This window comes from Rhizobium sp. 01T437 (genome assembly GCF_056398505.1).
In genome coordinates this window covers 96,999-108,826 of the sequence record NZ_JBFTPM010000017.1, presented here as the reverse complement: position 1 = coordinate 108,826, position 11,828 = coordinate 96,999, and the positions used below count along the sequence as shown (strand labels likewise).

Below are 11,828 nucleotides of genomic sequence, written 5' to 3'. Positions count from 1 at the left end.
GGCGCTCGACCTGATTTAGGGAGCGCCCGCGTGTTGCGACTGACAGCAAAAGCCGAACGATCGGCAGGCCATCAACATGGCGTGTGAGCTACTACCTCTCTGCTTCAATGACAATTGCAGTTTTTGCAATACCGCTATGCAGCCTTCTCTTCGGCCGCGGCTGTCAACAACAGAGGGCTCTCGGCACGTTAACGCTATTTTAACTATGTGAAATACAACCGCGGCATCGTGGTGTATGAATCTATTCTCAATCGAATGGGTGAAGGCATGACGACGAATAGATATTCGGCCTTTGCGCCGATCGGCCTCAATTTCCATAACAAGCAGCCGCGAACCGTCATACGCAATCTCACCGACGCGGCGCGCGTTCTCATCCAGGATTGGCCGCTCGACGATGGCGAGGACTACGTCATCGCCGTCAAAGCCTGCGCTGATGCTCTCGTTGGGGAGGCCAGCCCAGAGGAGCTTCGGCAAGCGCTTCTGCGGGCCGCGAACGAGGCCGGCATTTCCGCCCTCTTGCTTGTCCAGGACGAGCTTTGCGAGACGAGTGCATCGAACCACATTCGGTCGTTGCACGGCCAGTGAAGCCGTAATCTAATACCTTCACCGGGGTAGTCTGGCGATCTCCTTGAAGGCAGGATGGCTTTCAGGTGAGGCAATTCTTTACGGGTAGTCTGCCACCGATTGGGCCGAGCCCGAGTGCCGCGAGGGTCACCGCCGTCCGATGCGTCATGCCGTCCATTGATACCGGCTCGATTGAATCAAGATGTCGCGCAGACTGCCGCCTAGAAGTGAAACGCGACGCCGATGATCGGTCCCTGCTCGACGACGTCGAAGACAAACCCGTCGTTGTTGTAGTTCACACCCACGGCGCGGTAGCCGGCGACCGCCGAGATCGTGTCGGTAAACTTGTAGCCGAGCGTTAGAGCGACGTCCCAGTCGAGATCGGCACCACCGCCGCCGACGAGCCCCCAGCCTGTCGCGTAGATTTCCGGGGTGAAGAAGTAATTCCCTCTAACCCCGGCAAGGGCGTCGACCCACGTCGCCCCGTCGTCCGCTTCCCGTCCGCCGAGAAGGCCGCCGTTGAACCCGATGGTGGTGTCGACCGACCACACGCGGACGCCGCCGACGATATCGAGATGACCAGACTGGTTCTCGAGTACGGAATATCCGGCTCCGAGCAATCCGGCGAAGGTCTTCGAGGTCACGTCGACGCTGTCCGCCAGGATACCGTTTCTCGTCGTCGCGTCCGCTCCGAGCTTGGTGTACATGATGTCGGCGAAGATGCTGAAGCGGTCGTATCGGGCTTCGCCGGCCGCCATGAAGGCGAAGTCGAGGTTCTCCAATATGTCGCCGAAGCTGGAGTCGATATGGACTTCAGGGAGACCGAACTGCGCCACGTCGCCGGAAAGCCCTGCTGCCCAGAAGTAGGGAGCTGCGGTATAGGTCCAGCCGCTTTCACTCTCGACCACCTTGGCTTCCGGAACGCCCGGCGCGATGTCCGCCGAAAATGCTGAAGACGCGACACCAGGACCGGCGCACACGACGGCGGCCCGTAGCACTAAAACCCGCATGTATTCCCTCCTATACCTGAGACGGAATCGCCGTCTCTCTGTCCGCGAAATTAACGTTTGCAGCTCGGCGTCGGTCTGGTCTGGTCGCAGTTGTTGGTCGCGGGCGGCCGTGTGCTACTCGCGCCCGCCAGGGTTCCGACATGGGTGGCGTAGTTGTCACGAGTGTCCTGATCGACCACAGCAACCGGCGCAGCGAGAACCAGGCCGGCAACGTTCCCAGCAGCCTCCGCAGCCCCGGTGGTCGCAACCAAAATCTGGTCGCCAAGTCCGACGTGACTGTCAGTTAACGTCTGCCCCTCGGAGATACGCTGGCCAATGAGCTGCACGATCTCCGGCGACTCCGCGAACTTGCCATGGTTCATGCTGTCGCCGGATTTGATCTTGGTGAGGTCGATCACCAGGATCTTGTTGTCCTCGAGTTCCTTCTTGTACGGGGCCTGCTCCGGATCGATGGCACCAAGCCGGGAGACGTCGCCCCAGACCCGGCGGGAGAAGGCCAGCGCCTTGTCATCACGGGAGACAAACAGCGTGAACTGTGGGTGCTGCTTGCCCATGTCGGCGATCTGCTGGCGGAACACGTCGACGTCGACGTCGGGAGCCGCCAGCATGACGTTCTTGAACTTCTCAGGCAGCCGACCGTTGCGGATAGCCATCTGCCGCAATGACTCCAGCGCCAGCCAGTTGCCCATCGAGTGCGCGAGGATGGACACCTCCTTCACCTGCGGATCCTTCGCGAGGAACTGGAAGAGGTTCTCCAGCGCATTGCGCGTATAGTTGGTGCTCTCACGGTCATAGCCGTAAGCGAGCAGGCTGCCGCGCGACGGCCATGTCACCAGGACGGGCGCACTATGGACGCCGGAATCGTGAACGATCTGCGCGAAGCGGTAGACCGCATCCTCGAACCGGTTGTTGAAGCCGTGGATGAAGACAAGGACGCTTCCGTCGGGCGTCTTGCTGACGCTCGCGCTCAGCCATTTCTTGGCTTCGTCGATGTTGAGATCGTCGGCCTTCACGGTGGCGAAGTCGGTCGCGGGATTGGACGGCAATCTCTTCGGCCAGGCGACCTGTCCTTCCTTGCGAACCTTGCCGGGCGGAATCGAGATCGTCATGTCGGCGAAGGCCGGAGCCAGTGCACGTTCTCCGTTGAACATCTCACCTGGAACGGTCGACCGGGTGCGGGTCGTCGCGATCAGCATGTCGACCTTCGGCGACTGTGGTGAGCTGTCGGCCACGGGTGTCAGCACATCCTTCGGATGTCCTCCGCATCCGGGTAGTGCCATGATCATTGAACATGCAAGAAACCAACGAAGCCAACTTTGAGCCGACGCCGACGCTACGCTACCTTGACTGCCCACAGATCCCCCTCATCAAAAAAATGCTTACCAACAGCCCCTCGATCACCTCGTCCTAACAGTAGTAGACGCCCACAGCGCAGCGCCTGACCGTGCGCCGTGCGACTCCGGCGACGCTGACCGGCGTCAGCGGCCGGCCAATCCGGGCTTCGGCCGAGGTTGTTACAATGCCGTCTGGCACAGGGATTGAAAACTCCTCGGCGACCTCAAGCCCGGACATTCCAACGGCTGCGGCAATCAGGAGAACCCTCATGCGTCTGAACAGGGTCATTGCTTTGCTCCTTCTGCGAGGTGATCGGGAAGCTCGTCGGTGTCCTTGAGCTTCGACAGATCGACCCTCTTGGCGTCCGTGGTGTTCTTGAACGTGTAGTCTGCCGCCACAACGTCGACGCCCGTCTTCCAGTCGCTGATCTGGATGCTGTATTGCGGCCCCTGATCGACCTGCGTCGCGGTGATCACATACCTGCAGGGGTAAGGATGTTCGCCTTGCGCGATCCATATCTGCCAGTCGACCTCCTTGGCGCGGAAGGCGAGGTGGTCGCACTCGGTACCGCCGAAGACGCCGCTGCCAAGATCTTTCACGTCCGTTACGCCGTCCATCAACGTGCCGTAGACGTCTGGCAACAGGAGGTCGGCACCGGGAACAGGCCGATGCAGCTTGTCTCGCATCTCGTCGACCAGGTGAGCGATCGTTCCGGGCATCTCGGCCTGCGCATAGAGATTGGCGTCCTTGCCGAAAAGGGTTGCCGTCTTGCCGTCGAAGACCATCTCGACATTGGCGAAACCGCCGTGCCGGGTGACGCGGAGCTTGTCCGGTCGGACCATTTCCACCTTGCCGGAACTTGCGAGCAGGATCTTTTGATGCTCGGTGGTGACGACTTCCAAGTTGGTGTCGTAGGCGAAGGAGACGGCCGTCTGGGAGGCGAGATAGTCGGACATCGCCTTCACCAGCTTCTTAGCGTCGGCTTCGTCGGCACGGGTTGCCGACAAGGATCCGGAAACGATCATGGCGAGCGCCCCGACCGCGAGTGCGGCCGCGAACCGATGCTGAGTTCTTCCTGTTGGTCTGGTCATCGACGCATGCGCTCCCAAGTGGATCGTTGCAATCCGGCGAACTCTACAGTCGGACGACGGAAAACGCCCGTAACATCTGGTGGCGTCTGTACCGTCACGGCGGCCCCCACCAGCAGCGACCTCCGAGCGGAACAGGTTAAATCAAAAGCTGTACGCCCGAGTTTAACTTGTCTCATTGCTGCGGCCTATACAACAGTATATTCTAAAATAAATATATTAGTCCGTTTTGGGCTGGGGCTTCAAATCAGAATCGGTCTTAGCTTGCTCGCGGGAGCGGTTTTTTGGCTATTTTGCCTCTCAGCGCTGGCTCAACAGGTGACCGCGGTACCGGGCTCACCTGGGGCAACCATAACGATTGACGGGCGACAACTTCCACCGCCTGATCCAAAATTCGGGGGCGTCATTCAGGATAAGGCGTCTGACTCCCAGCCCTGGTAGGAGGGCGACTCGCAACTGCTGCCAGCCGCAGGTGGCGCGGAAGAGATATTCCTTGTTGTCACCAGTTCTGAACTCGGTCCTTGAAAGGCAAGCCAGTCGACATCACTTGAGGTGCTATCGGATCGTTGCACCGATAGCACCATTCCCAGGGCTTTATAGGAACTGTGGTCGCCGATGACATGATGTGGTCAGCTTGTTCGGTGGCGCCGGACCGGTGGAAACGGAGTTCCCTATTATTCAAGTTCAAGGCAAACTGAAGCGGAAAGTGCTGATTCCGTCTGTGCGTGCCTCTCCGCAACTCACATCTCCCATTCAACGAGGTGACTATTGACGCAGTTCTTCGAAACCACTCAAGGGATCATGGCAATAGGCGCGTTTATTGGCGCTGGCGGTTTAGCTGCTGGCTCCTTGCTGCCCATCGTTATTGGTTTTGCGAAGTCTGGTATCAACCGGCGCCCGAAAGCCGAAGCCAGAAACCTTGCGATGTTGACGGTGCTGGCCCTGGATGACTTTGTCGGAGCCAGCTATGCGGCCGTTCACGACATGCCCGAATTCAATCCCATGGATGAAGGCGAATTCGCGTTTCACGTTCCAGATCCAACCCTTGCACTTCCACAGGGCACAAATTGGGACCTTCTTGGTCCCGAGCTTTCGGAAGAAATTTTGTGGTTATCGAACCGGGTGAAGACGCTTTCTTATGCGTTGGACAGTCTCGACCTTTCCAGGCCCGGATACAATGGTTTCTTCGAACGGCGCCAAGAAGGTTACGCTGGTCTGGCGGCCGAAGCGATGGACATCATTGAGCGTATGCTCGAAGAGTTTGACCTCACACTGCCTGCCAAGCCCGACTATTATCGCCAGCGTGAAGGTCTCGTGTCAGCTATTCAAAAGGCTGGAGAAAACAACTCGCTGCGCCGAAAGGCCGGCGCTGTCGCGCCCTCGAATGGGTCGAATGTGCTGCAACTGTTCCCAAAGGCGAACGACGACGCCGAGTAAACCTAGCGAATTCGTCGAACCAGTGTACAGGTATGCCTCAGCATGTACGGCCCCTTGGCGAACATCTTTGGGGTATTCCGGCATGGTCAAAATCCCCCTCCGGTCAGCGAGTAGCAATTGAACCCCGTTGAGCGAGGCAGGTTACTTCGGCGGGATGGTCCGCCACTGCATAGCTGCATTGCACAAAAAATGTTTTCCAACTGGTCAAAAAAAGAGCATAACGATCATAGCTGATGCAACACGACGGCTTTCCTCCCAGTTCCGTCGTTTCAGCTGTTCCCCTCTGGAGGTTTATACCTTCACAATTAATGGGCCACGGTTCTCCGTCGGCCCTCTTTTTTTGCCCGCGAAAATCGTGTGTCGACGCCGGATAAGTCCCGAAGTCTTCGACCTTAGATGTCCGATCGCTTCCGAGGGCATCGTGCTAGGTTGACGAAAGCAGTTTTCACTACAATAGAGCCTGGCCGAACCACGTGGTAACGCCACAGAATATGAACCGGAGTACAATGGTGACCGAACCGACCGTAGCAGATGCAATAGACCGCGTTTATGTTTCGATTCAGTCTGACAATGCTGACATCGACGCGCATATCGCGACCCTCAAGGCAGCGTTGGCCCGGGAGGGTTTGAAAGAGGCCGTATTCGACCCGGCAAGGCTCGTCCAGAACAATCGTTCTGGCAGGAAGCTCATGCAGGCCTACTTTCGGCAGCGCGGCGTGACGGTAAAATTCTCGGCCTAATAAAGCTTCCCAGTGACGCCAGAGATGCACGGCACCTTTTGCAATGTTCGATGAGGGTGTCTCGGGACCGCGACAGGGCGGAAGCTGAACTCCATGAACAGAACGTCGACCCGACCAGGGCGAGGGGACGAAGAACGTTATCCCTTCACCAATTCGATCGCTAGGGTAGTTCCGGGCCGCGACGTGTTCCGTAGAAAACTTATAGGGCGCTCAACCCGTTTCCGGGGAGCGCCCTTTTTGTTGCTCAAAGCGCAAAAACCGCGGAGTCGGCAGGCGATTTGACGTGCGGCGGAGATATCGGAGGGACGGCCTTGCGTAAAGCGTTTTTTACTGCAGATCTGCTATGCTTGTGGCCTCGCAACCATCGAATAGAGCACCATTTTGCGTGGAGAAGTGTAGCCCCTTATGGGAGGTGATCATGACGCAAAGGCTTCGGATAATAACGATCGGTTGCGTGCTGCTCGGGATAGCCGCGTTAGTTTCGGCGTGCACGACAGCCCACAATTCAAATCGCGGCGATTTTCAATATCAACCAGGGCATTCCAGGAACCCCGCCTGCAGCCAGGGCTTCAGGCCCACAAATGCGCTTTCTTGCGCTTATTGACTATTCCAACTACGCTTTACCAGCTGATCGAAGAGCTTACGAGATGCCTGCTCAGTATCCCTTCAATATCGACATCACGACCCGCGACGGACAGGATGAAATCCTGTCCCTCTGGAGTGCTGTTGAACCCGGCGGGGACTAAGCTGCACCGAACGAGGGTTATCGCGTAGTTTCACGCCGTTCGATGATTTCGATGGTGACGATCGATTTTTTCGCCATTTCATTTCCGAGCCCGGCATATCACTTAATTCCCAAAATCCACGTGAGAGGGCGTCGGCAAACTTGGCCGACCTGGCCCGAGGGAAAAAATGATCATGACAAACTCCGATGTCGAGTTCGGATTGGACACGTTTGGTGACGTAACGCACGATCCAAACGGCCAACCTGAAAGCTATGCCCAGGTCATTCGCAACGTCATCAAAGAGGCCGTCCTTGCTGATGAGGTCGGTATCGATTTCTTTGGTATTGGCGAACATCACCGCGAAGACTTTGCGATCTCCACTCCTGAAACCGTCCTGGCTGCAATCGCAACAGTGACTGATCGGATCAAACTTGGCTCGGCCGTGACCGTATTGAGTTCCGACGACCCTGTGCGGGTGTTTCAACGCTTCGCGACTGTCGATGCTGCGTCGAATGGCCGTGCTGAAGTCATCATGGGGAGGGGCTCTTTCACAGAGTCTTTCCCATTATTCGGATATTCGCTCGACGACTATGAGGCGCTATTTGAGGAGAAGGTTGAGCTATTTGCCCGGCTTCTGGACCAGCAGCCTGTGACCTGGTCCGGCACGACCAGGGCGCCATTAACCGGACAACGGGTGTTTCCTCTCGTGCAGAAGGGGCCATTGAAGACCTGGCTTGGCGTTGGCGGCAGTCCGAACTCCGTGATCCGGGCCGCCCAATATGGTCTACCTCTGATGTTGGCTATTATCGGCGGAAGTCCCTATCGCTTTGCGCCCTACGTCGACCTGTATCGGCAGGCGTTGGAAAAGCTGAACCAACCGACCCTTCCTGTTGGCGTTCATTCGCCAGGCTACGTCGGGCAGACTGATGCCGAGGCAAAGGCCGAGTTCTGGCCCCATTATCGGGCGATGCGGGATCGGATCGGTCGTGAACGGGGCTGGGGGCCGGTCACGGAAAGAGAATACGAAGCGGAGATCGACCAGGGTTCGCTCTACGTGGGCTCGCCGGACACCGTGGCCGCAAAGCTTGCTCCGGTCATCGAGACGCTCGGTATTCAGCGCTTTCAGTTGAAGTACAGCATTGGCACGATGCCACATGAGTCCCTTAAACGGAGCATCAAGCTGTATGGGCAGGAGGTCGTTCCGGCAGTGAAAGCGAAAATCGCAACGCTCGCTGCAGCATGATTGCGGTGCGAATTCTTGACGGACCGGCGAGGCGAACTTTAGGGTTCCGAAAAAAGTTGGCAAGCGTGTCGGTCCCCGCCGGATTGGTCTCTGGACTTTTCCGGGGGCGAGCCGAAATATCTAGGTATGTTGATTGATAACGGTGGGATCGCGCTAACTCCCGCAAATCAAAAATCTCGCATCCGGGTCATAGACCTCGAAACAGGCGGGAACGGCCCGAATGACGTTTGCGAGATCGGATGGCAGGACGTTGTGCTTGGCATTGACGGGGGATGGCGGGTTGATGATGAGCGCGGCTCACTGCTTGTAAATCCAGGAAGACCGATCTCTCCTGATACGATGGCAATCCATCACATCTTGGACGCCGAAGTGGCGACAGCACCCTTCTGGAAAGAGGTCGCGTCCAGCGTCCTAAGGCCGGAAGGCGGGGCAATCGCACTGGCTGCGCATCGGGCAGTTTTCGAGCAACGCTATTGTACGCCTAGATTTACTGGGGGAGCGGCCTGGATATGTACATGGAAATGCGCACTTCGTCTGTGGCCTCAACTGCCCCGGTTTTCCAACCAGATGCTCCGGTATTTGCGCATGCCCGAGGGATTGGTGCACGCGATCGGCCTTCCCGCCCATCGCGCGATGCCCGACGCGTACGTGACCGCACACCATCTGCGGGACATGCTGAATGAGTCCACATTCGAGCAGTTGGTGGAATGGAGCGGAGAGCCGGGACTGTTGCCACGAGTGCCTTCCGGCACCGAGCGCGGCAAGAGTTGGGATCAACTGGATATTGCAACATTGCAAGTGTTCGCTCGCGATCGGGATACTGACGTCCGCTTCAGCGCGGAGATGGAGCTTCGACGTCGTGGCGACGCGGAAGTGACAGTGATTGTCAAAGACCAGCAGGGAACGTTGCTTTAAGATTGGTGCGCCACGCAGGGGTAAGGTTTTGATGTCAGAACGAATGTCCGAACGCGCCAAGGGCGACATCGACGCGATTTTGGAACGGCTCTATAAGGTTTCCCCGGAGCTAGATAAGATTGCGGCCGATTGCGAGAGAGCTTTGCGGCTCAACGCCGAAGCCAGAGGCGACTACATCTCGCCGCGAACAGTGCAGGCGTTTTCCGAAATGCGCGATGCGGTGGGCAAGCTGTATGGCTCCGCCCGGGATGCGATGAACGAAGCCGATAGATTCTTTAAGCCGAAGTCGTAGGTTAGTTTCGCTGCGAGTGCGCAATGTGGGCACAGCGCCCGCCGTAAACCGCAAAGTTTTCGACAAACATTGTGAAGCGCGATAACCCAGCGATCACACACGAACGCAATGCCAACAATCCTAGCGCAGCAGGCCGTCGTTCCCGAATTCCTCCCATCCGCTCAATCCGGGCAGAGGTTCGTCAGCGTTCTGTTCAGTTCGTCCCGCTTTCTCTTGCCTTTTCAGCGAACGCGTCAGCTTCGCCTGGTACGCGGCGCGTCTGCGATTTTCTGCTTTCGCCGCCGCGTCTTCCTCTCGCCATTCGTCCACGGCGGCGCGGTCGAGCAAATCTTCAACGACACGGGGGTCGAATACGTGGAACGTGATTTTCCTGGCTCGTCCCTGCAGTCTGACCGTTCGCGTTCCCGCGCTGGGCAGGCGGCCGTCCTCCAGCCAACGCTTCCGTTCTGAAGCCGTTATCGTGAGGATATCCTCAATCTCGCGAGGGATGATCGGAAGGTCGGCGATGTCCGTCAGCGCCGCGGAGACGGCTGACGAGGTCGCGCGGAACGCCGTCTTGGAAGTCTCCGGCATGATGAGGGTGAGTGCGCTCGCCTGCATGTCCAATGACTTCCTGACCGCCGACGGCAGCCGGGAGCGGATTTCCTGCAGGATTCCCTTGACCCGGATGGCGGACCCGAGCGTCACAGTTACCGGAAGCGGCCATTCCCTGATCAGCTCAGGATCGTCGCTTTCTTTCTTTTTCGTCTTCGTTTTGGGCATATCGGAGCAAATGGGATTGGAAGGGTCGAGCGTCAACGGAACTCGCGCTCAATTCCGCCTGCAACATTGGGCAAAATACGAGCTGCAATCCTGACATTCCGAGAATGAGGCACCCCAGTGCTGGAAGCGCCTTTATCAATAAAAGAATTGAGATCGGACGGCGAACTGCTGAAAGCTTTTTTGTCAAGCCTATGTTTTAATTGCCCATCATTTATACTTACCTTTCCTCTTTCGATTTAAGGTATGCATGTTTTATATCCTCGAGACCATCCGCTTGGGCTTGAGCATCTCTCAACAAATCTTCCGCGTAGCTTTGCGCATCGACGATGTCGCGGAAATGAAGCCCCAGGTTTCGCCCGGCAGTCTCGACGCCGCGCAGTATCTCTGCAGTTAGGTCTGCCGTTTCCTTTCCGTCGTGGAGACTAAGCAACCTTGTCGAGCAACTCAAAGCGACGAGTTCGAGAACAAGAAAGCGGCCTTCAATCTCTCCAATCGTTGGCGCAGTTGCACCACTTTTGTCACCAGAATTTTGGCCTTCAATTTTTGGCATGGCAGAAATCCTTTGGTGTGACGAGAAAGCGGTTCTTTGCTTTCTTCACTTAGCGACATCTCCGACTGTTAGCTCGCAGTGGCGCGCCCGCTCACATCGACTATATCGAGTGCAAAGAAAATGTGCGTCTTTGAAGGTGCGTCTGTCCATCTGGATGGCGGCTTCAAAGCGCCTGGCTCCCACCAATCGAGACGTCGCGCGAGCAGAGACCAAGCCTGATGCTTCTCTTCGACACATTCGTCGACTTCAAGATCAATATATCTCGCGTCGATAACCACACTTTTCCAAGAACGCTTGCTTTTGAGCTGGTCAATTTGGACGCAAACATTTGGGTTCTGTCTCATGATATCCAGCTTCTTGCCAGGCAAAGTGAAGATATACAGCCTGTCATTGGCACATGCATATTGAACAGGGATAACATAGGGAATGTCGGCGTGAGCGCATGCCAACCTTGCAAGCCGTTGTCTTTTCACGACAGCAATACACTCCTTGTATGGCATTTCGCGAATGTTCATAATCGCTCTACCTTGGCATATGGATCTTCCATCGGATAACGACAGGCCCGCCGGCTCCATGGATTTCGGGCGTTCGAGTGCCCGTCTGAATCGATATCGGTGACGCGGTAATCAAAACTGATTGACGTGATGACGTCGGATCCTCAAGTCGGCGACAACTGCCTGATTGCCCTTGCCACCTCAGGGCCTCACTGCCTTGAGGCCGCAGATCTACCTGCACGATCCAGAGCTTCGTCAAACACCTCTTTTGCGTATTTTGAAGCAGCCGCGATATCAGCGCCAGGCAATTTCGCCCGTGCACATTTTCGTTCGATAGCGCGCTGAAGTGCCTTTATGAGTTCGGTCTGGCCATCGGCAGCTCGACGCCTTAAGAGTCTCGTCAGGGCAACAGTCGCCATCACCCGCAGAACGAAGGCACGGCCCTCAAAATCCCCCAAAGACGGTATCGCGCTGCCTTGCGGGCCACCGATACTATCGCGCTTTGCTCTCAGCATAGTATCGCTCCTGAAGAGGGACGCGTTCATCTAAGACAGTTAGGATGATCTTAAATTCGATTGATGCATTGAGGCAAATCAAGTGCGAGTGCAAAAATGCTGAGTTTGCACCGGCCGTCCCGTGCCGCCTGTTCGAGTCCTTTCAATAGCAAGGATCA

At 56.9% G+C, this 11,828-nt stretch carries 13 protein-coding genes and 1 pseudogene; 7 read left to right on the top strand and 7 right to left on the bottom strand.

Annotated features, from left to right (window positions below):
- The first annotated feature begins 267 nt into the window (after nucleotides 1-267).
- A complete protein-coding gene (locus AC1DM5_RS27725) occupies nucleotides 268-585 on the top strand; it encodes a DUF982 domain-containing protein (protein ID WP_477822829.1) in 318 nt (105 codons plus the stop codon).
- A gap of 200 nt (nucleotides 586-785) precedes the next feature.
- On the opposite strand, the gene AC1DM5_RS27720 is transcribed toward AC1DM5_RS27725, so the two are convergent.
- The 4 genes from AC1DM5_RS27720 to AC1DM5_RS27705 all read right to left on the bottom strand — a co-directional run bounded on the left by AC1DM5_RS27720 (nucleotide 786) and on the right by AC1DM5_RS27705 (nucleotide 3,934).
- Nucleotides 786-1,574 carry a hypothetical protein gene (locus tag AC1DM5_RS27720; protein ID WP_477822828.1) on the bottom strand — a complete coding sequence of 263 codons (789 nt, stop codon included), beginning with the start codon at nucleotides 1,572-1,574 and terminating at the stop codon, nucleotides 786-788.
- A gap of 50 nt (nucleotides 1,575-1,624) precedes the next feature.
- Complete coding sequence (locus AC1DM5_RS27715) at nucleotides 1,625-2,854, bottom strand: alpha/beta hydrolase (protein ID WP_477822859.1); 1,230 nt, start codon at nucleotides 2,852-2,854, stop codon at nucleotides 1,625-1,627.
- A 127-nt stretch (nucleotides 2,855-2,981) separates the two neighbouring features.
- Nucleotides 2,982-3,197: a hypothetical protein gene (locus AC1DM5_RS27710; RefSeq protein ID WP_477822827.1), complete on the bottom strand. Its 216-nt coding sequence runs from the start codon at nucleotides 3,195-3,197 to the stop codon at nucleotides 2,982-2,984.
- Nucleotides 3,194-3,934, bottom strand: a complete 741-nt coding sequence (locus AC1DM5_RS27705; protein WP_477822858.1) for a DUF2092 domain-containing protein — start codon at nucleotides 3,932-3,934, stop codon at nucleotides 3,194-3,196. Before AC1DM5_RS27705 ends, AC1DM5_RS27710 begins: the two co-directional genes overlap by 4 nt.
- Nucleotides 3,935-4,249: 315 nt before the next feature.
- Between AC1DM5_RS27705 and AC1DM5_RS27700 the strand changes: the two are divergent.
- The 6 genes and pseudogenes from AC1DM5_RS27700 to AC1DM5_RS27675 form a co-directional block, all read left to right on the top strand.
- A pseudogene (locus tag AC1DM5_RS27700) lies at nucleotides 4,250-4,435 on the top strand (hypothetical protein); the annotation flags it as partial.
- Nucleotides 4,436-4,765: 330 nt separating this feature from the next.
- A complete protein-coding gene (locus AC1DM5_RS27695; RefSeq protein WP_477822826.1) occupies nucleotides 4,766-5,434 on the top strand; it encodes a hypothetical protein in 669 nt (222 codons plus the stop codon).
- A 506-nt stretch (nucleotides 5,435-5,940) separates the two neighbouring features.
- Nucleotides 5,941-6,174, top strand: a complete 234-nt coding sequence (locus AC1DM5_RS27690) for a hypothetical protein (protein ID WP_037107111.1) — start codon at nucleotides 5,941-5,943, stop codon at nucleotides 6,172-6,174.
- A 918-nt stretch (nucleotides 6,175-7,092) separates the two neighbouring features.
- Nucleotides 7,093-8,142 carry an LLM class flavin-dependent oxidoreductase gene (locus AC1DM5_RS27685; protein WP_477822825.1) on the top strand — a complete coding sequence of 350 codons (1,050 nt, stop codon included), beginning with the start codon at nucleotides 7,093-7,095 and terminating at the stop codon, nucleotides 8,140-8,142.
- Between the two features lie 126 nt (nucleotides 8,143-8,268).
- Complete coding sequence (locus AC1DM5_RS27680) at nucleotides 8,269-9,057, top strand: DNA polymerase III subunit epsilon (RefSeq protein ID WP_477822824.1); 789 nt, start codon at nucleotides 8,269-8,271, stop codon at nucleotides 9,055-9,057.
- A 43-nt stretch (nucleotides 9,058-9,100) separates the two neighbouring features.
- Nucleotides 9,101-9,349 (top strand): hypothetical protein, encoded by a 249-nt coding sequence (locus AC1DM5_RS27675; protein ID WP_477822823.1) that lies wholly within the window; start codon nucleotides 9,101-9,103, stop codon nucleotides 9,347-9,349.
- A 120-nt stretch (nucleotides 9,350-9,469) separates the two neighbouring features.
- On the opposite strand, the gene AC1DM5_RS27670 is transcribed toward AC1DM5_RS27675, so the two are convergent.
- From AC1DM5_RS27670 to AC1DM5_RS27660, 3 genes are all read right to left on the bottom strand, one after another.
- The gene (locus AC1DM5_RS27670; RefSeq protein WP_477822857.1) at nucleotides 9,470-10,111 is read right to left on the bottom strand and encodes a hypothetical protein; all 642 of its coding nucleotides are present in this window, start codon (nucleotides 10,109-10,111) and stop codon (nucleotides 9,470-9,472) included.
- 217 nt (nucleotides 10,112-10,328) lie between these two features.
- Entirely contained in the window at nucleotides 10,329-10,661 is a 333-nt protein-coding gene (locus AC1DM5_RS27665; protein ID WP_477822822.1) for a hypothetical protein, read from the bottom strand.
- A 68-nt stretch (nucleotides 10,662-10,729) separates the two neighbouring features.
- Nucleotides 10,730-11,176: a pyridoxamine 5'-phosphate oxidase family protein gene (locus tag AC1DM5_RS27660; protein WP_477822821.1), complete on the bottom strand. Its 447-nt coding sequence runs from the start codon at nucleotides 11,174-11,176 to the stop codon at nucleotides 10,730-10,732.
- Nucleotides 11,177-11,828 lie beyond the last annotated feature (652 nt).

Coding starts and splice junctions, on each gene's coding strand:
- AC1DM5_RS27720 (WP_477822828.1), bottom strand. CDS start 1,574: ATGCGGGTTTTAGTGCTACGGGCCGCCGTCGTGTGCGCCGGTCCTGGT.
- AC1DM5_RS27685 (WP_477822825.1), top strand. CDS start 7,093: ATGACAAACTCCGATGTCGAGTTCGGATTGGACACGTTTGGTGACGTA.
- AC1DM5_RS27675 (WP_477822823.1), top strand. CDS start 9,101: ATGTCCGAACGCGCCAAGGGCGACATCGACGCGATTTTGGAACGGCTC.
- AC1DM5_RS27680 (WP_477822824.1), top strand. CDS start 8,269: ATGTTGATTGATAACGGTGGGATCGCGCTAACTCCCGCAAATCAAAAA.
- AC1DM5_RS27670 (WP_477822857.1), bottom strand. CDS start 10,111: ATGCCCAAAACGAAGACGAAAAAGAAAGAAAGCGACGATCCTGAGCTG.
- AC1DM5_RS27660 (WP_477822821.1), bottom strand. CDS start 11,176: ATGAACATTCGCGAAATGCCATACAAGGAGTGTATTGCTGTCGTGAAA.
- AC1DM5_RS27690 (WP_037107111.1), top strand. CDS start 5,941: ATGGTGACCGAACCGACCGTAGCAGATGCAATAGACCGCGTTTATGTT.
- AC1DM5_RS27710 (WP_477822827.1), bottom strand. CDS start 3,197: ATGACCCTGTTCAGACGCATGAGGGTTCTCCTGATTGCCGCAGCCGTT.
- AC1DM5_RS27665 (WP_477822822.1), bottom strand. CDS start 10,661: ATGCCAAAAATTGAAGGCCAAAATTCTGGTGACAAAAGTGGTGCAACT.
- AC1DM5_RS27725 (WP_477822829.1), top strand. CDS start 268: ATGACGACGAATAGATATTCGGCCTTTGCGCCGATCGGCCTCAATTTC.
- AC1DM5_RS27715 (WP_477822859.1), bottom strand. CDS start 2,854: ATGGCACTACCCGGATGCGGAGGACATCCGAAGGATGTGCTGACACCC.
- AC1DM5_RS27705 (WP_477822858.1), bottom strand. CDS start 3,934: ATGATCGTTTCCGGATCCTTGTCGGCAACCCGTGCCGACGAAGCCGAC.